The sequence below is a fragment of the Thiomicrospira sp. R3 genome, assembly GCF_029581415.1.
GTDB lineage: Bacteria > Pseudomonadota > Gammaproteobacteria > Thiomicrospirales > Thiomicrospiraceae > Thiomicrospira.
Genome location: NZ_CP121121.1, coordinates 1,197,914 through 1,217,096 on the forward strand (window position 1 = coordinate 1,197,914; position 19,183 = coordinate 1,217,096).

A 19,183-nucleotide genomic window follows, 5' to 3' on the forward strand; every position below is an offset into this window, starting at 1 on the left:
TGGCTAATCGCTCATTAGCAAACTCGCGTCGCGCCCCATGCGGGCGCGTGGATTGAAACCTTGTTAAATTAATCTCACTAACTAAAGGTGGAGGTCGCGCCCCATGCGGGCGCGTGGATTGAAACTAAGTTAGCTCCTTCTAAGTTTGCACTGAATAGGGTCGCGCCCCATGCGGGCGCGTGGATTGAAACAACTTAAAACCGTGGGTTATGCGGAGATTTCGCGTCGCGCCCCATGCGGGCGCGTGGATTGAAACATTGGCGTCTATTGGCTTTAGATCAGTGGACGCCGTCGCGCCCCATGCGGGCGCGTGGATTGAAACACCCCACCAGGTCAGTCCTGGCGGGCTTTAGGGTGTCGCGCCCCATGCGGGCGCGTGGATTGAAACAGTTAATAACTTAGACCAATGTTCATATTTTTTGGTCGCGCCCCATGCGGGCGCGTGGATTGAAACCAAGAATTGATTTATTGAAAGCCCTGTCCCATCGTCGCGCCCCATGCGGGCGCGTGGATTGAAACTATGATAGACGACCAACTGGTCTTTCATATCATCGTCGCGCCCCATGCGGGCGCGTGGATTGAAACCTCTTTGGTTACGCCGCCCATTAGGACAGCGGGTAGTCGCGCCCCATGCGGGCGCGTGGATTGAAACGTCAAGGATAGCCCCATGGTCTGGGGAATCGGTTGTCGCGCCCCATGCGGGCGCGTGGATTGAAACGGTACGTACATGACACAAGAAGAACTAAAACCTTTGTCGCGCCCCATGCGGGCGCGTGGATTGAAACGCCTGCGTTTGCTTTCCATTTTCTAATCGCGCAGGTCGCGCCCCATGCGGGCGCGTGGATTGAAACAGGCGCCGCGGGGGCAGCCGGCGCAAGCGGGGCAGTCGCGCCCCATGCGGGCGCGTGGATTGAAACATTTCGGCTTCGCCGCCCATTTGTTGTATTTGGAGGTCGCGCCCCATGCGGGCGCGTGGATTGAAACAAAGACGAAGACGCGGGTATGACGGTGAACGCCTAGTCGCGCCCCATGCGGGCGCGTGGATTGAAACACACCTAAACATTGAATTTACCATATCCGAAGGCGTCGCGCCCCATGCGGGCGCGTGGATTGAAACTTGAGTTCCCTATTGGCGACAATCGGTTTTGCGGCGTCGCGCCCCATGCGGGCGCGTGGATTGAAACAGCGTAGCGCATAACCGAGCCAATATAGGCAAAAGTCGCGCCCCATGCGGGCGCGTGGATTGAAACCTTTGCAACTGGATTACGAGCTAGGCGACACAGTGTCGCGCCCCATGCGGGCGCGTGGATTGAAACGAGTGTGGTGTGCAGGGTGAATTTGGCGTTCATGTCGCGCCCCATGCGGGCGCGTGGATTGAAACCTTCTTGCTTCATGGATACCCCTTAATTGCCTTCAGTCGCGCCCCATGCGGGCGCGTGGATTGAAACTACTGTGAATTGTTTCTGAAAAAGTCCAAGTTTGTCGCGCCCCATGCGGGCGCGTGGATTGAAACTAGTAATTTAAGCGCGCGCTTGTATGCGAATAAGGTCGCGCCCCATGCGGGCGCGTGGATTGAAACTCAATCAATTGTTGGCAACCTTAATTATAGATTTCGTCGCGCCCCATGCGGGCGCGTGGATTGAAACGCCACATTACCCACATGAATCGCAGGCAGCGTATCGTCGCGCCCCATGCGGGCGCGTGGATTGAAACTCTGTAATAAGTAATCAGCTTTTTTAACTCAAGTGTCGCGCCCCATGCGGGCGCGTGGATTGAAACCCCATATTTCTTAATAAACAATGGTATACCATTGGTCGCGCCCCATGCGGGCGCGTGGATTGAAACTAGAGCCGCCAAGACCCCAGCGCCCGCGGTTTTCTAGTCGCGCCCCATGCGGGCGCGTGGATTGAAACAACCATATAGGATCGGAAAAGTCCTGTATCGAAGGTCGCGCCCCATGCGGGCGCGTGGATTGAAACGACAGATTTGATATAATAGATTCCAAGTTAAGGCGTCGCGCCCCATGCGGGCGCGTGGATTGAAACATGCCCGCGCCCTGGATTTTGAAACCGTCATGCCGTCGCGCCCCATGCGGGCGCGTGGATTGAAACGCGCCGGTTTAGGTGGATTATCACCACGTCCAGCCGTCGCGCCCCATGCGGGCGCGTGGATTGAAACGCGCAAGATGCGAAAGCCTATATAGAAGCATTGCGGTCGCGCCCCATGCGGGCGCGTGGATTGAAACGCGGGCGTATGTTACAGCAAGTCGGTGAGCCAGCGTCGCGCCCCATGCGGGCGCGTGGATTGAAACCTGTTAGGTGCGGTGAATTGGTATTCCGCCACGGGGTCGCGCCCCATGCGGGCGCGTGGATTGAAACTTGGGTGATTAGCCCGAAACGGTGCAGCCCGTCGGTCGCGCCCCATGCGGGCGCGTGGATTGAAACGCTGTAATCATAAGCCGCGGTAACGGCTTTTACCGTCGCGCCCCATGCGGGCGCGTGGATTGAAACACCTCGAACACTGGGCGCACGAAGTTCAAGGCGTCGTCGCGCCCCATGCGGGCGCGTGGATTGAAACAGGTGGATTATCACGACGTCCAACCCCTGATTTTCGGTCGCGCCCCATGCGGGCGCGTGGATTGAAACAGCCCATACTAGTGGGTGGAAGAAGCGCACCTCAGTCGCGCCCCATGCGGGCGCGTGGATTGAAACTTTACATCCTCTGATTGCCCTTGCTTCGCTTTCAAGTCGCGCCCCATGCGGGCGCGTGGATTGAAACAGGATGAGAGCGGTTTAGGCTCAGTTGTCGGGGCGTCGCGCCCCATGCGGGCGCGTGGATTGAAACTGCGCATTTATAGCCCCTTGTCACTGCGCGCGACAGTCGCGCCCCATGCGGGCGCGTGGATTGAAACTAGAGTCTACAGCTCTAGAATGCACGCTGCAAATTGTCGCGCCCCATGCGGGCGCGTGGATTGAAACGCGTCTTGCGCGAAAGCCTCCAGGGGTTCCGCGCGTCGCGCCCCATGCGGGCGCGTGGATTGAAACAACGCATATCCTAGCCCCATAGGGGTGAAACAGTGTCGCGCCCCATGCGGGCGCGTGGATTGAAACACCCCGGGGATCTTTTTGGCACGCTTTGACGCTAGTCGCGCCCCATGCGGGCGCGTGGATTGAAACCGGCGATCTCAATCGCCGCCCTCAATATCTCGTAAGTCGCGCCCCATGCGGGCGCGTGGATTGAAACTTGACGGACTGCACCGTTTCGGGCTAATCAGCCAGTCGCGCCCCATGCGGGCGCGTGGATTGAAACCTGACTGATCAGGCCAAGCTTGTGAAGCTTGTCGGTCGCGCCCCATGCGGGCGCGTGGATTGAAACCTGTATCGATATAGTGAGGCTTCGGGCAAGATTGTGTCGCGCCCCATGCGGGCGCGTGGATTGAAACGGTCCGATTCGCTTTGAGCCGTCGCAACTAACTTGTCGCGCCCCATGCGGGCGCGTGGATTGAAACAGATTGAGCAACTCGATAAAGGTTTAGCAAAAACGTCGCGCCCCATGCGGGCGCCCTAGGGGCTAGGATAGGTGTAGCGTTGGTGTATTTGTTCGATTTCCGCTAGAACGACTTCATGACTTCGGTTGAACAGAATGTAAGGGTTTTGTACCGATACGATTTTTTCTAATACGAGTTCGCTTAGCGCGAGTAGTATTTCATTAAAAGGCGTTAAGTCTGTGGGTTGGGTGTTGGCTTGAGGTGGAGCAGGGTATAGTTCTGCGGTATCCCAAAAGTTGATACCGCGAGCGATCGCATAGTTCATTTGCTCGAAGGCTTACTCCGGGGTATTTTGTTCGCCCCAGGTCATGGTGCCTAAAGCTATTTCACTGACGTTAATGTCGGTGTGTTCTAATGGGTTGTAGCGCATAAGGTTTCCTTGGTTTTATTTGAAGTTATTTGGTTATTGCCGTCTACTCTGCCTTGGCTTTGTGGGCTTTGTGGGCTTTGTGGGCTTTGTGGGCTTTGTGGGCTTTGTAGGCTTTGTAGGCTTTGTAGGCTTAAGGCTAAGTTGGTTATTTTTTGCTAGTTCATGGGGGTGGTTTTGAGCGATTGGGTGTGTTATTTAGTGGTGTGTGCCGATGAAACGTTTTATTGTGGTATTACGAGTGATTTGGCTCGCCGTATCAACCAGCATAATGGTCGTTTAGCGGGGGGTGCGAAATATACTGCCGCTCGTCGGCCGGTCAGGCTTCAGGCTTTTTGGCTGCATCCGAATAGGTCAAGTGCGAGTCAGCAGGAGCATGCGATTAAAAAAATGTCACGGCTCAAAAAACAGCAACTTATCACGGCTCAAGCGTTCCTTATTTAGCGCTAGGCTAACCAGGCCTGGTGGTTGTAGAATGGGGTTTTTGGATTGATGGAGAACTCAGTTATGACGGAATTAGTTGAAAATGCGATGGAGAAACCCTTAAGCGAAGCTTTGGCGTTACAGGCCGATTCGCAGGATTTATTTGCGCGCTTAACTGCATTGCGCCAGGGTTTTGAGTCGGTGGCGCAACAGCGCGCAAAACAGGTTTTACAAGATGTTCTGGTTAAGGTGAAAAAGGGTTATAGCACGTTAGATGCGATTAACTATTTAATGGAACACGACCCTGAGCAAGCCGCCAAACTAGCCGATGATTTTACCGATCTTACGCCCGAAGGGTTGAGTGCGCAACGCGAGCGGTTGCAACAGCTTGAGCAAAACGCTCAAGCGCAGCTTGCGCGTTTAGTACCGAGTGAGGCGAGTGAAGCGGATGAAAGTTAAGTCTGTTTTTTGAATAGCAGCAGCAAAAACAACCCTAAGGCGCTGACGACAATCGCGGGGCCGGAGGGGAGGTCGGCATAATAAGAGAGTGTAAGGCCGATGAGCACGCTGATGGTGGCTAGGATAAAGCTATAGCCGAGCATTTGTTCGGGGGTGCGTGCTAGGCGCCTTGCGCTGGCAGCCGGTAGAATCAGCAGGGATGTGATTAACAGCACGCCGACAATTTTCATCGCCACCGCAATCACTAATGCGAGCAATAGCGTCATTTGCAGTTGCAGGCGTTTGACCTCAACGCCTTCAACCTGCGCCAGTTCGCTATTTAATGTTATGTTGAGAAGGTCATGCCAATGGCGGCTAAAAAACCCAATCAATAGCAAACCAATCACGAGCATCCATATCAAATCACTTGGGTGGATGCTGAGAATGTCACCAAACAAATAGCCCAAAATATCGAGTTGAATATTGCCTTGTAGACTTAATGCCACCAGGCCTGTCGCTAAAGCACCATGAGCCAGTATGCCTAGCAGGGTGTCCGAGGCGAGCTGGGCGTTGCGCTGCAGACTATGCAGACCAAATACGATTAAAAACGAGGTGATCACAATCGCCAGCGTTAAGTTAAGCTGGAGCATCAGCCCTAAGCCAATACCGAGCAGCGCGGAATGGGCGAGGGTTTCGCCAAAATAAGCTTGGCGTTGCCAAACCACAAACACCCCAAGTGGTGCGGCCAGCCAAGCGGCGAGCAGCCCACCCGCTAGTGCCAGCAGCATAAAATGATCAATCGCCATGCGCGTCTGCGTGTTGGCAGTGGGTGTGTTGGTGTTGATAGAGGGCGTGCTCGGGCAGCGTTAGGCCAAACTGGGCGATAAAACTTGGGTGGTCGCGTAGGCTTTGCACTGTGCCAGAGCAGCAAATATGTTGATTAAGGCAAATGACTTGATCGGTATGTTTCATCACTAGATGCAGGTCATGGCTTATCATTAAGACCGCGCACTGGCGTTTTTTTTGTTGGCTGTGAATAAGCTGGTAAATTTGGCTTTGGCTTTGGAGGTCGATGCCTTGTACCGGTTCGTCGAGCACCAAGATGTCGGGGTTGCGGATGAGGGCGCGTGCTAGCAAAACTTTTTGCATTTCACCGCCAGATAAACCTTGAATCGGTTGGTTAAGCAGGGCGCTAATGCCGAGTTCTTCTGCGATGATTTCTAAGCCTGTGCTATGATATTTTCCCGGTTTTTGCGCATTACGCTTTTGTACATTGCGCTTTTCTATATTATTCAACCCGAGCTGTAAAAACCGTTGAGCGGTCAGCGGGAGCGTGGGGTCGATATGAATTTTTTGCGGCATAAAACCAATCATCAGGTTATGGTGGTGGGCGACCCTGCCTTGGGTGGGTGTCAGAATTTTGAGTAGAATTTTAATCAGGGTTGATTTGCCAGCGCCATTCGGGCCAATCAATGTGGTAATCTGATTGCGGTGCAATTGCAGGTTAATGTCTTGCAGCACCGGTTTATTGGCAAATTGATGGCTGATGTTTTCAGCGTTTATAAGTAGGGTTTCATTCATGGCGATATTTTACAGGATTTAGATAATGCTTAAATCATTAGCGCGTTTTATTTTTGTTGGCTTGGCGTTTGCGTTGGGGAGTGCGTCTGCTCAAGCGCGAGATCTGCATATAGTCGTGTCGATTCCACCGCTTGCTGCGATGATTGCGCCTTTGTTGGGTGAGCAAGATCGCCTTAGCGTTTTGTTGGATGTGGGCGCGACGCCACATGGTTTTCAGCTTAAGCCGAGCCATTTGCGCCAGTTAAATGAAGCGGATTTAGTGGTGAGTGTTGGCACGGGGGTGGATGCTTGGTTGCAGCGCGCATTGCGCAATGTGAGCAGCCCGAGTTTTGTGGCGATGCAACAACCCGACCTGCTTGTGTTGCCCAAACGCGAGGGCGGTGTTTGGGATAAACATGATCATTCGCATGGACATCGTCACGCACATAGCCAAGATCCAGCGCGGATAGATGGGCATGTGTGGCTAAGTTTGGAGAATGCGCGGCTAATTATGGATGGGGTAGCGCAACAGCTGATTGAGCTTGATCCTAGTCGTGCCGGTGAGGTGGTTGTTCGTCAGCAGCAGGCCTGGGCGAGTTTGCAAGCGCGCAAAATCGTGTGGCAAGCCCAGCTTGCGCCCTATAAAGATAAGCCGTTTATTGTGATGCACGATGCGTATCAGTATTTCGAGCAGGATTTTGGTTTAAACGCGGCGGGCACCATTCATGTTAACCCTGAAGTGCCGCCTTCGGTGCGGCGGATGCAGCAATTGCGTCAAGTGATGGCGCAGCGTAATGTAGCCTGTGTATTTAAAGAGCCTCAGTTTCCAGAGGGACGCTTAGAGGCGGTGGTGCGTGGTACGCAGGTTAATGTTGGTTCGCTTGACCCGTTGGGCTTTGATGGTGTTGTTCGTCCGTATGAAGCCTTTTATGATCGCTTGGTGCAAGATTTTGTCGCGTGTTTTAAGTAGCGGAATTAAACGATGCACAAGGTATGTTTGATCGGTTGGCCGGGTTCGGGTAAATCTCGGTTTTATCAATTAATAGCCCCGCAGTTAGAGGCATTGAGCTTGACTGTGCGTGAAGCGAATGGTTTGGTGTGGGATATTCAGCGGGAGATGCAGGAGCAGGCCTGGTTGGTTTTGGATGCGCGCCAACGGATCGAATCGCCGGATGAATTGGCCGCTTTATTGAATGGCGCCGATGCGCTGGTGCTGATGTTTTGGCAGGAGGTGCCCCTGGGTCACCAGGCCTGGTGGTTAAAACAGCTTAAATCAATTGTGCCTAATAAGCCTTATGCCTTGGTGATGCCCTGGGGTTTAGTGGAGGCCGAATTGATTAAGCTATCCGCCGCGCCACCTAGCGCACAAAATCCTGATTGGCCGAGGTTGCAGCGGATGGAATTTGTGTTACCCAGGCTGGTGCTAGAACATTTCACATTTGTATTGGATGCGATGCAGCGTGATTCAACTATTGAGCTTTGGCGTGCTGTAGGGGTGGTGGAATGTTTGGAATTTGCCAGCCCTGTAGCCATTGAAGCTGGGCGTAACTGGGTTTATCAGTATAATGCCGGCGATGCCCAAGCGGGCTGGTTAGGCTTAGAGGGTGTGAGGTTAAATCGGGCGGTGCTGTGTGAATGGCTGTCGGCCTGTTATGCGCCGGGTAACTAGACATTGATTGAATAACCGACTAAAATACTATGAAATTATATAGACTGTATTACATAGCTGCATGTTGCGGTGTTTTTTATTGACATAACTAGGCAAAAGACTTGAGATGACACAATCCACTCAGTACCAAGAGATCAACGACTTATTAAGCAAAAACAAACACTATAAAGAAGGCTTTTTCACCAAAACGCTGGTGCAAACCTTCGATAAGGGTTTGAATGAAGATATCGTGCGTGCGATTTCGGCCAAGAAAAACGAACCGCAATGGATGTTGGACTTTCGTTTAAAAGCCTTTAAGCATTGGCTAACAATGGTAGAACCCCATTGGGCCAAAGCCGACTATACACCGATAGACTATCAAGATTATAGCTATTATTCCGCCCCAGAGTGCGGCAGCTGCGACCAGGTCTGCGACAAAGCACTGGATGGCAAAGACCATAGCCAGCCGATGATGGACCCGGAAGTCGCTAAAGCTTTTGCCAGCTTGGGTGTGCCGATTGATGATAGCCACTCAGCAAACATTGCGGTCGATGCGATTTTTGATTCGGTGTCGGTATCAACCACTAAGCGTGGTGATCTCGCCAAGCTGGGTATTATTTTCTGTTCGTTTTCAGAAGCGGTGCATGATTACCCTGAAATGGTTCAGCAATATATCGGGTCGGTCGTGCCTTACCATGATAATTTTTTTGCCGCGCTAAATTCGGCGGTCGCCTCTGATGGCACGTTTGTTTATATTCCACCTGGTGTGCGTTGCCCAATTGATTTATCAACCTATTTTCGTATTAATGAAGCCAAAACCGGCCAGTTTGAGCGCACGATTGTGATTGCCGACAAAGGCAGTTATGTCAGTTATCTCGAGGGCTGCTCGGCGCCAGTACGTGATTCCTATCAGTTACATGCCGCGGTGGTTGAAGTGATTGTGCATGAAGATGCGCAGGTTAAATACTCAACTGTTCAAAACTGGTATCCGGGTGATGATGATTGCCGAGGCGGTATTTTGAATTTTGTCACCAAACGAGGTATTTGCGAAGGTAAAAACTCCAAGTTATCTTGGACGCAAGCAGAAACCGGTTCAGCGATTACTTGGAAATACCCAAGCTGTATTTTGAAGGGCGATAATTCGATTGGTGAATTCTATTCGGTGGCGCTAACCAATCGTCGCCAGCAAGCAGATACCGGCACCAAAATGATTCATATCGGTAAAAACACCCGCAGTACTATTATTTCTAAAGGCTTATCGGCTGGGCGCAGCGACAATACCTATCGTGGATTGGTGAAAATTCTGCCTTCAGCCGAAGGGGCGAGAAACTTTACCCAGTGTGATTCGATGTTGATTGGCGATCAGTGCGGTGCGCATACTTTCCCTTACATTGAAATCGAAAATCCAAGCGCGATGGTTGAGCATGAAGCCACGACTTCACGCATTGGTGAAGACCAGCTTTTCTATTGCCAGCAACGCGGTATTAGCGAGCAGGATGCGATTTCGATGATCGTTAATGGCTTCTGCAAAGAGGTCTTTAAAGAGCTGCCGCTGGAATTTGCGCAAGAAGCGGAAGAGCTTTTGGCGATCAGCCTTGAAGGCTCGGTCGGTTAGCCGTCATTCAATCTTATTTTTAAACGCTAAGGCGAAGATAAACATTATGTTATTAGATATTCAAAATCTCCAAGCTCAAGTAGAAGACAAACAGATTCTTAAGGGTATTAACCTGCAGGTAAACCCGGGTGAAGTTCACGCGATTATGGGGCCAAATGGCTCAGGAAAAAGCACCTTTGCTAGCGTGCTGGCGGGTCTTGAAGACTATGAAGTCACCGAGGGTTCGGTGCGGTTCGACGGCGAAGACTTGCTTGAAATCGATGCGGAACAACGCGCACAAAAAGGTATTTTTCTCGCGTTTCAATATCCAGTAGAAATCCCTGGCGTATCGAACAAGTTGTTTATGCAAACAGCACTGAACGCCATTCGTGAGGCACGCGGGCAAGCGGCGTTAGATATGTTTGATTTTGATCAATTGGCGATGGAAAAAATGAAAGCCCTGCAGATGTCGCCGGTGATGCTCGAGCGTTCGGTGAATGTTGGCTTTTCCGGTGGCGAGAAAAAGCGCAATGATATTTTTCAAATGGCGATGCTTGAGCCAAAACTATGTATCCTAGATGAAACTGATTCTGGTTTGGATATTGATGCGTTGCGCATCGTGGCGGATGGCGTAAACAATCTGCGTTCACCTGAGCGTAGTTTTATTGTGGTCACCCACTACCAACGTTTGTTGGATTATATAAAACCTGATTTTGTCCATGTGCTTTATAACGGCCAGATTATTAAGTCTGGTGGCTTTGAATTGGCGCAAGAACTAGAGGAGAAGGGGTATGACCACCTTATCCAAGCCCATGAAGAAGCTTAGTGCGCTCGCGCAAAGCGCGGTAGATTTTTATCTTGCCCAAGCGCAAGCATTAAATGCGCGCCATGATGATCAGCCTGAGATGAAGGCATTTCGACTATCCGTAGCCGAACGCTTTGCGCAGCAAGCGTTTCCAAGTCGTCGTGACGAGGATTGGAAATACACGCCGATTAGCGGTTTTTTGCAAACCCATTATACGGTTGAAGGCTTGGCAAAGGTTGATGAAGCGGCGATCAAAAAATGGCTGCCACCGTTTGATGTGATGCATCTGGTGTTTGTTGATGGTTATTTTAGCGAACGTTACTCGGATGACCTAAGCGAACTGCCGCGTGGATTGAGTATCGAGCCAGTCAAGGATACATTGGATTTCTCACAGGGGTATTGTGCTTTGATGGCGCATGAGGAAAAGATTCAAGCTGAGCCATTTGGTTGCTTGAACTCGATGCTGTTTGATGATGGTGTATTAATCAGTCTTGATCCACATTGTCAGGTAGAGCGTCCGATTTTATGTAGTTTTTTACAAACGCAAGATGCTCATGCGAATACGATTCGTAATCGCGTAGTATTGGCGCATGGAGCTAAATTGACCCTTATTCAACAGCATGTTAGCGCACAGCCTGACCTGAATGCGTTTGATAATGTGGTGTCGGAGATCGAGTTGGCTGAGCATGCGAACCTGCAACAGATTGTGCTGCAAGATATCGCCACGCAGGGCGCGTATTTTGGTTTGCAGATGATCGATCAAGCTGAAAAGTCGGTGTTTAATTCAGTGTATGTCGGATTAGGCGCGGCCTTATCACGTCATCAAAATGTGTTAATGATGGCCCAGAAGCATATTGAATCTAATCAATCTAGCGCGTGCCTAGCGACTGGCAAACAGGTTATGGATACCCGCACCCATACTGAGCACCAGGCCTGGTGGGGTGCGAGTCGTCAATTGCATAAATTGGTGTTGGATGATCAGGCGGTGGGCGTGTTTAACGGCATGATTAAAGTGCATAAAGGCGCACAAAAAACCGACGCTCAAATGGACAATAAAAATCTATTACTGTCGAAGACGGCGCAAATAGACTGCAAGCCACAGTTGGAAATTTATGCCGATGATGTTAAATGCTCGCATGGTTCGGCCTCGGGTCAAATCAGCGAAGAGCAGATTTTTTATCTGCGCGCACGCGGCATCAATCAAGCCGATGCGCGTCGCTTAGTGACTCAAGCCTTTTTGCTCGAACCTCTGGAGGCGGTGAGTTCACCGAAAACCCAGGCCTGGTTGGCCAACAAGCTAACACAAAAGCTTAACGCAAAAGCTTAACGCATAAATTCAATACAAATGTTTTGCAATCGCTCCTAGGCCTCGTCTAGGAGCGCCCTTTAATGCAACTAGCAGGTGTTTTCATGTTCGATCATGCCGCGCTTCGAGCGCAATTCCCTATTTTAGAGCTCCAAGAAAACGCTCACCCGCTGACCTATTTGGATAATGCATCGACTAGCCAAAAACCTCAGTCGGTGATTGACGCAGTTGAGCGTTATTATCGCGAACAAAATGCCAATGTGCATCGTGGTGTCTATGGCTTAAGCGAGCGTGGAACCGAAGCCTTTGAGGCTGTGCGTAAAAAGGTGCAGGGTTTTTTAAACGCCCAGTCCTATAAGGAAATTATATTTGTACGTGGCGCCACCGAGGGCGTGAACCTGGTGGCGCAAAGCTGGGGGCGCAGCACACTTCAAGCCGGTGACCAAATTATCGTGTCGGAAATGGAGCATCACTCAAACCTAGTACCTTGGCAAATGCTGCATGAGCAAATCGGCGTTGAAGTGGTAAAGTGGCCAATTAATGAGCGTGGTGAACTGAGCCTAGATGAACTATCAAGCCTGCTAAGCGATCGCACCAAACTAGTGGCGGTCACACAGATGTCAAATGCGTTGGGCACAATCAACCCAGTTGCACAGATCATTAAAATGGCACATCAAGTCGGCGCGAAAGTACTAGTTGATGGTGCGCAGTCTACCTCGCATATGGCGGTGGATGTGCAAGCGCTAGATGTCGATTTTCTGGTGTTTTCCGGTCATAAACTTTATGCGCCAACCGGCACAGGCTGTTTGTATGCTAAACAAGATTTGTTAGAAGCCATGCCCCCCTATATGGGCGGTGGCGATATGATTTATAAAGTAAGTTTTGAGCAAACCGAATACAACGAGCTACCCTATAAGTTTGAAGCCGGCACACCAAATATTTCGGGTGTGATTGGGCTGGGTGCGGCGATTGATTTTGTCCAGCAGCTGGGTTTTGAGCGTATCGCGCAGATAGAAGACGACCTGTTGCATTATGCTACTGAGCGGTTGAGTCAGATTGAGGGGCTGCGCATTATCGGCACTGCGCAAAACAAAGGTGCGGTGGTGTCGTTTGTGATTGATGGCGCGCATCCGCATGACCTAGCGACTCTGTTAGATCAAGATGGCGTCGCCGTCAGAGCCAGCCACCACTGCGCGATGCCGGTGATGCTAAAGTTTGATGTGCCGGCCACTGTGCGTGCATCGTTTGGCGTTTACAATAACCGTGTAGATATCGATAGGTTGGTTGCGTCTGTTCATGAAGCATTGGATATGTTACGCTAAACAATTGGTTTAATTGAGGGTTGCCTTATGCCTGCACAGCCATTTGAATGGATACGTCTTGAGCTCCTGCCGATTGCCGGTCATGAACACCACACGCCGCGGGTAGTGTGGTGGAACCCTGACCAGCGCATCATTGAAGGCGAGGGATCGCAGCAAGTCTATGAGTTGGCTGAGGCGGCTAAACAAAAAGGCAGCTTGCAAACAGGAAGTGGCGGCCATATTGAAATCATGGATCCTTTACATCAACCCACAGAACTGGCAGCGGTATTAGCCCAGTTCTATTGGGTCATTCCTCAGCCGGTTTCGGCTAGCGGTGAAAATCCAACCGATCAGCCGGAAAAACCTATTCTAAATTAAGCTAGGCTCGAATAATTTACACCCATCACCTTAAGCTATTTTTTGATTATTGCACTTGAGGTAAACTGCGTTTTTTTCATCTTGGGTTTATGGTTATGAACATACTTCTCGTTGAAGACCAGTTGATTATTAGTGATTCACTGGTGATAATCCTTGAATCTAAACATTACCGCGTGACGGCTTATGATTCTGCTGAAGCGTTTTTAGCTTCAGAAAGTCCAATCAACCCTTTTCAGTTGGCTATTTTAGATATTAGTTTACCGGGTATAGACGGTATAACCCTATCTAAGCGTTTGCGAGCGATGAATCCAAACTTAGGTATTATTATGCTGACGATGCATAAAGACCTTGATCGAAAGCTGCAAAGTTATGAAGCGGGCGCGGATCTTTTTTTAACCAAACCCGTTGCTGCGGCTGAACTCTTAGCGGCCATTCAATCTCTAGCTAAGCGTTTGCAGACTGAGCAGCCAGCTGATAATCTAAGTTTTGATCCGATAAAGCAAAAAGTCCAGTTGAACTCTGGGGTAAGTGAAGCGTTAAGTTATAAAGAAGCACGGATTTTACGCGCGCTAGTTGAAACGGAGCATCAGCAATTGGAGTATTGGGAGTTGTTGGAGCTTAATAACCTTGATTTTGATGGCAAGGGTCGAAAACAGTTAGAGGTGATTATGTCTCGTTTACGACAAAAGCTGACACGCATTAGCGCAAAACCCGATTGTTTGTTAGCTGTTCGCAAAATAGGATACAAGCTTACCTTAGGTATCAAAATTCGTTATTATTAACTAACCCTAGCTCTAAAATCCGTATGAAATGTTTAATAAATTGTTTTTTATAACTAGGTCTATTTACTTGTATGTGAAAGCTTTTGTAAGCTTTCAAGTCGTTGCGCTGCTAGAATAGTACTAATTTGAACGAAATACCTTTTTTAAATAGGCGCATTTCTCAACGCTTAGCTAACTAAAGGAGCGGCCATGACACAACGTATTCATATTCCCAACCATTATGTGTTGTACAGCACCACTGATTTACGTGGCACCATTCTCACAGCATCAGATGACTTTGTAAAAATCAGTGGCTATAACAAACAAGAAATGATTGGTCAGCCGCATAATATGATCCGCCACCCCAGTGTGCCCAAGCAAGTGTTTGAAGATATGTGGGCGACGCTAAAGTCAGGCAAAACCTGGTCGGCGACGGTTGTTCCAAAAGATTATGTTCCCGATTATTGCACTGTTTGTGCTTGGGGGTGTTATTACAGCGGAACGCTTGACGCACATGAAAAACGAAAGCTTACAGGCAGCGGGTCAAAATTCAGCCTCGGATATGATTACGATGGCGATGAATTCGCGTGAATTTTACATGACCGAAATTGTACCCAAGGTTCATGCTGCGGGCATGGTGTTAAGCCATGAGTACGCTTCTCATCCAACACATTTGCCATTAGCGGCCAACCTAATGATGGCGCTTGGTGAAATGTCGAAAGGCAAGGTAAAACTCTTTAGTGCCCATCCTTTCAAATTCCGTGGCCCAGCAAATCTAGATAGTTTTGAGGTCGCTGCATTAGATGCCCTGACTGAAAATCCAGATGTTCCTTACATTCAACTTGAGCAGCAGGATGGTAAGTCCTATTTTCGTATGGCCGTGCCCGACTTTATGACCGCTCAGGCCTGCTTAAATTGCCATAACCATGACCCAAATAGCCCAAGGCAAGACTGGAAACTCGGTGATGTTCGCGGTGCGATTTCAGCACGCATTCCAATGCAGGATCTTGAAGTGGCTATCGCCAAACCCTTGGCGCAGCTTCAAATAACACTAGCGGTTATTGCGTTACTCATACTAGGCGTTACCTATTGGTTAATTAGTTTACTGCGAATCCGTTTAGGTAAACTTAGAGAAGCGGTGGATTATGTCGAGCAAACCGGAGATTTGACCAAACGCATGACAGATAAGTCGAATGATGCCATTGGGGTTACCATTAATAAATTCAACTCATTGCAAAACTATGTGCTTAATTCCATCGCCCAAGTCGGGGCAGGCGCAAGAGCGATTAGCGAGGGTGATTTTAGCCAAACCTCAACGGGTGCAAAAGGCAGTTTTGTTTCGCTAGAAAGCTCAATTAATGCAGCGGCATTTAGTCTAGATAGCACCATGCGTGAGTTAGCGAAGGTGATGAATGGCCTAGAGCAGGGTCAGTTTGATATTAAAATGGATCCAAAAGTACCGCAAGCTTTCCGTGATCAAGTAGAGCGTGCCTTGGCGAATATTGATCATGTCATGACCGATATTATTTCTGTAATGAAAAAAATGGAAGAGGGCGATTTCCGTTGTCGCGTTGAAGCACAGGCTCAGGGTGAGCTTGCAGAATTAAAACAAGCGATCAATACCTCGATGGATGCCATGTCAGATGCCATTAGCAAGATTGGCGAAGTCGTCGCTGCGCAAGCCGCAGGTGATTTAACGGCACAGCTTCCATCGGGTCGCTTCCGAGGTGAGTTAAATAATCTAAAAAATGCGATCAACTATTCAATGGAGAAACTCAAAGAGGTCGTCGCGGTGGTGTCGGATGCAGCGAGGTGATGGAAAAAACCATTAGTGCGATGCAAGGAATCAAAGCATCAAGCCATAAAATTGCAGAGATTGTCAGTTTGATTGATGCTATTGCGTTCCAGACGAATCTGCTAGCGTTAAACGCAGCGGTTGAAGCAGCGCGTGCCGGGGATCATGGTCGTGGTTTTGCGGTGGTGCAGATTGCGAATGCAACCAAAGAGCAGGCACAAGGCATGCACCAAGTCCATGATGCCATTACTAAAATTGATGGCGTAACGCAACAGAATGCCGCGTTGGTTGAAGAAACGGCTGCAGCGGCAGAAAGCTTGAGCGATCAGTCTGCGATACTGCGTAAAGAAATGAGCTTTTTTCAACTAGCGACCAAGCAATCCAGCCAAACCAGATGGCTCGCCCGGCTTCAACCAGGCCTGCTGCAGTTAAAAACTTACCCACAAGTTATAAGCCAGAACAGAAAGCGGTTAAAAAGCCAAATTCTACAGCGGATGAATGGGCGGAGTTTTAGTTTTGATTTATCCTAACTTCTTGCAGCGCTCTTTGCGCCTGCGTATTTTGGTGATGTCGACACTTTTTTCACTGGTGTTTGGCGCGGTATTATTGGTCTTAATGGCCAAGTATTATACCGAGCAACACCAGCGCCAAGTGATCGCTGAAACCCAAGCCAGTAATGCGGTATTGAGTCAGATGATTGATACCACCCTGTCGCATCGTAAAGATGCGCTGATTCAATTTTCTAGTCTGTTGCATAATGGTCAAGCCCTGCATTCTGTTGAGCAGCTGCAAGCAATGCTTGATCAGCGGATTGTATTGCATCATATGTTTAATGGCGGTTTGTTGGTGCTGGATGCCCAGGCAAGGGGGTTGGTTGATTCGCCCACTTTCCCTGGACGCGTAGGCACCAGTTATCAGGATCGGCCCCATGTTATGTGGGTGGCGGAAACACGTGAGCCGCTTATTTCGTCGCCGTTTTTAGGCCGACGCCTTCAGACGCCGATTTTTATCGTTAATACTCCGATTCTTTCTGAAGACCATCAACTACTTGGTTTTATGATCGGCATTATGCGGCTAGAGCAGGATCAGTTAATTGAGAAGATGTTTGAAAAATTTAAACGTGAAAACGAGCGTGCTTATTTGATTGATCTAGACCAGGGTCTGTTTGTAAGCTCAAGTGATCCGCAGTTTATTTTTCAGCCGATAGACCAATGGCTTGATGCGTCGCTGATTAATGCACTGGAAAACAAACAAACCAGTGGCAAGGCATTGAATATGAATGGTAAGCCTGTCTTTTTTAGTGCTCAGCCTTTGGCGCAAACCAACTGGGCTCAAGTGTCGATTATCGAACAGTCTGAAATGTTGGCGGCTACACACCAGATGCTACGCGATATGTTGATCATTGGCTTGGTGTTGTTTTTGGTTGGTTTGCCCTTGTTTTATGTTTTGATGAGGCGTCAATTAAAGCCATTATGCAAGGCGGCAGAACACTTAAACCTATCGCCCCATCAACCTGTTCCCTTTAACGAAACCTGCAATCAACTCGACGAGGTAGGTCAGTTGATTCATGCGTTGAATGGGTTGATCAAGGATCAAGGCTATCAGCGTGAAAAACTGGAAAAAGCGCGCCAGGCTGCGGAGCAGGCGGATGCGACTAAGTCACGATTTTTAGCGGTAATGAGTCACGAAATCCGAACGCCGCTAGCCGGTATTATGGGGTTGGCGGAAATAGGTATAAGCCCAAATAATTCGGCTGAAAAAATGCGCGATTGTCTAAAAAAGATTCACTTTTCGGGTGAATCACTTCGTGATCTGCTAAACGATATTTTAGACCTATCAAAACTTGATGCTGGACAATTAAACATTCAAGCCCAGCCGTTTTATCTCAAAGGCTTAATTGTCCAACTTGAAAACCAATTCGCAGCACTCGCCCAGCAAAAAGGTCTAACGTTTAAAATTGACGCTTGTGAAAGCCTTAAACCGGCTTACTGTGGTGACCGACAAAGAATCGTTCAGGTGTTAACTAATCTGTTAAGCAATGCATTAAAGTTTACGGACCAGGGCAAAATTGTTTTGACCTTGCAGGCTTGTGGTGATTCAGCTCTGCCGTCAGAAACCAACCAGGCCTGGTTAAGTTTTAGGTTTGAGGATTCTGGAATCGGCATTTCGCCAGAACAGCAAAAAAGGTTGTTTCAACCTTTTCAGCAGGGAGATGATTCGGTCAGTCAATTCTATGGCGGAACGGGGTTGGGTTTGTCGATTAGCCAAGAGCTTGTGAAGTTAATGGGTGGCGATGCGATTGCGCTGACCAGCGAATTGGGCAAAGGCAGTTGTTTCTGTTTTGATTTACCACTGGGCGAGTGTACGGCGGCGCAGACCGCGGAGGCGAAAAACGATTGGTATGATACAAAGACGCCAAGACTTCCCGTGTTATCGTGTGTAACGGCGAGTATTTTGATTGTAGAAGATGTTGAGATTAACCGTCAGGTTTTGATGGAGTGGTTGACGGGCATGGGTTTTGACTGCTATTTAGCTGAAAATGGCGAAGAAGCGGTGAAGATGGTTAAAGACACGACCGTTGATTTGGTGCTAATGGATAAACAAATGCCGGTGATGAACGGACTCGAAGCGAGCCGCATAATTCGTTCTTTTAAACCTGATCTGCCGATTATAGGTATCAGTGCTGATGTCTCTGTCGAGGCGCGAACCCTAGCGCTTAGAGCCGGGATGAATGAGTTGGTCAGTAAACCGCTAGATAACCAAAACTTATTGGCTATAATAAAGGGTTTGCTGCGATTAGATGAGTCAAGTTTACCCCCTAGCTTGCCTTCAAGCGATGCGGTTATCCAGCTGCCAGCTAACCCGTCCTGGATTAACCCTGAGCAGGGTTTAGCCTGTGCTAACCATCAAGTGGGGCTTTACAACCAAATGTTGCAAGGTTTTAAAGCACAATGGCCTAACGAAAACTCGGCGCTTTTAGCGCAGCTTGAGTTGTTAGGCAGTATGAAGCAAGATACGCGTGTTCCCAGCCAAGACTATCGCCAGGCCTGGTTAGACTTTTTTAAGCAGCTTCACCGCTTAAAAGGACTGTGTTCAACACTCGGTGCAACCGGTCTGGTCTTGTTGTTGGAAAATCTTGAAGAGATTATTGCGCATTATGACTTGCCAGATAAGCTGTTTATTGAGAAATGGCAGGATGCCGTAGCGCAGACCCTTGCGCTTTTAGAGCCGCCTTCTGAGGACTAGTTTCCCACTGGTTT

Annotated in this window: 16 protein-coding genes, 1 pseudogene and 1 CRISPR repeat array (1 of these 18 only partly in view); of the genes and pseudogenes, 14 read left to right on the top strand and 3 right to left on the bottom strand. The window is 49.3% G+C overall.

Annotation, left to right across the window (positions count from 1 at the left end):
• Positions 1 to 3,508: direct repeats of the CRISPR family, unit length 32 nt; unit sequence GTCGCGCCCCATGCGGGCGCGTGGATTGAAAC; it begins 3,086 nt to the left of the window's first position.
• 226 nt (positions 3,509 to 3,734) lie between these two features.
• Positions 3,735 to 3,917: pseudogene (locus P8S55_RS06075) on the bottom strand (aldo/keto reductase); the annotation flags it as partial.
• Between the two features lie 174 nt (positions 3,918 to 4,091).
• Between P8S55_RS06075 and P8S55_RS06080 the strand changes: the two are divergent.
• A complete protein-coding gene (locus P8S55_RS06080) occupies positions 4,092 to 4,358 on the top strand; it encodes a GIY-YIG nuclease family protein (protein ID WP_289223343.1) in 267 nt (88 codons plus the stop codon).
• A gap of 63 nt (positions 4,359 to 4,421) precedes the next feature.
• Positions 4,422 to 4,796: a hypothetical protein gene (locus P8S55_RS06085; RefSeq protein ID WP_289223344.1), complete on the top strand. Its 375-nt coding sequence runs from the start codon at positions 4,422 to 4,424 to the stop codon at positions 4,794 to 4,796.
• On the opposite strand, the gene P8S55_RS06090 is transcribed toward P8S55_RS06085, so the two are convergent.
• On the bottom strand, positions 4,793 to 5,581 hold the full coding sequence (locus P8S55_RS06090) for an iron chelate uptake ABC transporter family permease subunit (protein ID WP_289223345.1): 789 nt from the start codon (positions 5,579 to 5,581) through the stop codon (positions 4,793 to 4,795). The two genes, P8S55_RS06085 and P8S55_RS06090, sit on opposite strands and share 4 nt — an antisense overlap.
• Positions 5,571 to 6,356 carry an ATP-binding cassette domain-containing protein gene (locus tag P8S55_RS06095; RefSeq protein ID WP_289223346.1) on the bottom strand — a complete coding sequence of 262 codons (786 nt, stop codon included), beginning with the start codon at positions 6,354 to 6,356 and terminating at the stop codon, positions 5,571 to 5,573. Before P8S55_RS06095 ends, P8S55_RS06090 begins: the two co-directional genes overlap by 11 nt.
• Before the next feature lie 25 nt (positions 6,357 to 6,381).
• Between P8S55_RS06095 and P8S55_RS06100 the strand changes: the two genes are divergently transcribed.
• The 12 genes from P8S55_RS06100 (at position 6,382) to P8S55_RS06155 (ending at position 19,169) form a co-directional block, all read left to right on the top strand.
• On the top strand, positions 6,382 to 7,305 hold the full coding sequence (locus tag P8S55_RS06100) for a zinc ABC transporter substrate-binding protein (RefSeq protein WP_289223347.1): 924 nt from the start codon (positions 6,382 to 6,384) through the stop codon (positions 7,303 to 7,305).
• 12 nt (positions 7,306 to 7,317) lie between these two features.
• The gene (locus tag P8S55_RS06105; protein ID WP_289223348.1) at positions 7,318 to 8,004 is read left to right on the top strand and encodes a hypothetical protein; all 687 of its coding nucleotides are present in this window, start codon (positions 7,318 to 7,320) and stop codon (positions 8,002 to 8,004) included.
• A gap of 106 nt (positions 8,005 to 8,110) precedes the next feature.
• Complete coding sequence (gene sufB, locus P8S55_RS06110; RefSeq protein ID WP_289223349.1) at positions 8,111 to 9,598, top strand: Fe-S cluster assembly protein SufB; 1,488 nt, start codon at positions 8,111 to 8,113, stop codon at positions 9,596 to 9,598.
• A gap of 46 nt (positions 9,599 to 9,644) precedes the next feature.
• The gene (gene sufC / locus P8S55_RS06115) at positions 9,645 to 10,403 is read left to right on the top strand and encodes a Fe-S cluster assembly ATPase SufC (RefSeq protein ID WP_289223350.1); all 759 of its coding nucleotides are present in this window, start codon (positions 9,645 to 9,647) and stop codon (positions 10,401 to 10,403) included.
• Entirely contained in the window at positions 10,369 to 11,709 is a 1,341-nt protein-coding gene (sufD, locus tag P8S55_RS06120) for a Fe-S cluster assembly protein SufD (protein ID WP_289223351.1), read from the top strand. Before sufC ends, sufD begins: the two co-directional genes overlap by 35 nt.
• A gap of 62 nt (positions 11,710 to 11,771) precedes the next feature.
• Positions 11,772 to 13,010 (top strand): aminotransferase class V-fold PLP-dependent enzyme, encoded by a 1,239-nt coding sequence (locus tag P8S55_RS06125; protein ID WP_289223352.1) that lies wholly within the window; start codon positions 11,772 to 11,774, stop codon positions 13,008 to 13,010.
• 27 nt (positions 13,011 to 13,037) lie between these two features.
• A complete protein-coding gene (locus tag P8S55_RS06130) occupies positions 13,038 to 13,367 on the top strand; it encodes a hypothetical protein (protein ID WP_289223353.1) in 330 nt (109 codons plus the stop codon).
• A 95-nt stretch (positions 13,368 to 13,462) separates the two neighbouring features.
• On the top strand, positions 13,463 to 14,149 hold the full coding sequence (locus P8S55_RS06135) for a response regulator transcription factor (protein ID WP_289223354.1): 687 nt from the start codon (positions 13,463 to 13,465) through the stop codon (positions 14,147 to 14,149).
• 189 nt (positions 14,150 to 14,338) lie between these two features.
• Complete coding sequence (locus tag P8S55_RS06140; RefSeq protein WP_289223355.1) at positions 14,339 to 14,719, top strand: PAS domain-containing protein; 381 nt, start codon at positions 14,339 to 14,341, stop codon at positions 14,717 to 14,719.
• Complete coding sequence (locus tag P8S55_RS06145; protein ID WP_289223356.1) at positions 14,643 to 15,944, top strand: c-type heme family protein; 1,302 nt, start codon at positions 14,643 to 14,645, stop codon at positions 15,942 to 15,944. The genes P8S55_RS06140 and P8S55_RS06145 overlap by 77 nt, the downstream gene beginning before the upstream one ends.
• On the top strand, positions 15,944 to 16,453 hold the full coding sequence (locus tag P8S55_RS06150; RefSeq protein ID WP_289223357.1) for a methyl-accepting chemotaxis protein: 510 nt from the start codon (positions 15,944 to 15,946) through the stop codon (positions 16,451 to 16,453). Before P8S55_RS06145 ends, P8S55_RS06150 begins: the two co-directional genes overlap by 1 nt.
• The gene (locus P8S55_RS06155; RefSeq protein ID WP_289223358.1) at positions 16,422 to 19,169 is read left to right on the top strand and encodes a hybrid sensor histidine kinase/response regulator; all 2,748 of its coding nucleotides are present in this window, start codon (positions 16,422 to 16,424) and stop codon (positions 19,167 to 19,169) included. Before P8S55_RS06150 ends, P8S55_RS06155 begins: the two co-directional genes overlap by 32 nt.
• The last annotated feature ends 14 nt before the right edge of the window (positions 19,170 to 19,183 follow it).

What these genes read in the sequence shown, in the direction of transcription:
- sufD (WP_289223351.1), top strand. Translation starts at nt 10,369, where the DNA reads ATGACCACCTTATCCAAGCCCATGAAGAAGCTTAGTGCGCTCGCGCAA.
- P8S55_RS06085 (WP_289223344.1), top strand. Translation starts at nt 4,422, where the DNA reads ATGACGGAATTAGTTGAAAATGCGATGGAGAAACCCTTAAGCGAAGCT.
- sufC (WP_289223350.1), top strand. Translation starts at nt 9,645, where the DNA reads ATGTTATTAGATATTCAAAATCTCCAAGCTCAAGTAGAAGACAAACAG.
- P8S55_RS06155 (WP_289223358.1), top strand. Translation starts at nt 16,422, where the DNA reads ATGGGCGGAGTTTTAGTTTTGATTTATCCTAACTTCTTGCAGCGCTCT.
- P8S55_RS06125 (WP_289223352.1), top strand. Translation starts at nt 11,772, where the DNA reads ATGCAACTAGCAGGTGTTTTCATGTTCGATCATGCCGCGCTTCGAGCG.
- P8S55_RS06100 (WP_289223347.1), top strand. Translation starts at nt 6,382, where the DNA reads ATGCTTAAATCATTAGCGCGTTTTATTTTTGTTGGCTTGGCGTTTGCG.
- P8S55_RS06140 (WP_289223355.1), top strand. Translation starts at nt 14,339, where the DNA reads ATGACACAACGTATTCATATTCCCAACCATTATGTGTTGTACAGCACC.
- P8S55_RS06150 (WP_289223357.1), top strand. Translation starts at nt 15,944, where the DNA reads ATGGAAAAAACCATTAGTGCGATGCAAGGAATCAAAGCATCAAGCCAT.
- sufB (WP_289223349.1), top strand. Translation starts at nt 8,111, where the DNA reads ATGACACAATCCACTCAGTACCAAGAGATCAACGACTTATTAAGCAAA.
- P8S55_RS06145 (WP_289223356.1), top strand. Translation starts at nt 14,643, where the DNA reads ATGAAAAACGAAAGCTTACAGGCAGCGGGTCAAAATTCAGCCTCGGAT.
- P8S55_RS06105 (WP_289223348.1), top strand. Translation starts at nt 7,318, where the DNA reads ATGCACAAGGTATGTTTGATCGGTTGGCCGGGTTCGGGTAAATCTCGG.
- P8S55_RS06130 (WP_289223353.1), top strand. Translation starts at nt 13,038, where the DNA reads ATGCCTGCACAGCCATTTGAATGGATACGTCTTGAGCTCCTGCCGATT.
- P8S55_RS06135 (WP_289223354.1), top strand. Translation starts at nt 13,463, where the DNA reads ATGAACATACTTCTCGTTGAAGACCAGTTGATTATTAGTGATTCACTG.
- P8S55_RS06090 (WP_289223345.1), bottom strand. Translation starts at nt 5,581, where the DNA reads ATGGCGATTGATCATTTTATGCTGCTGGCACTAGCGGGTGGGCTGCTC.
- P8S55_RS06095 (WP_289223346.1), bottom strand. Translation starts at nt 6,356, where the DNA reads ATGAATGAAACCCTACTTATAAACGCTGAAAACATCAGCCATCAATTT.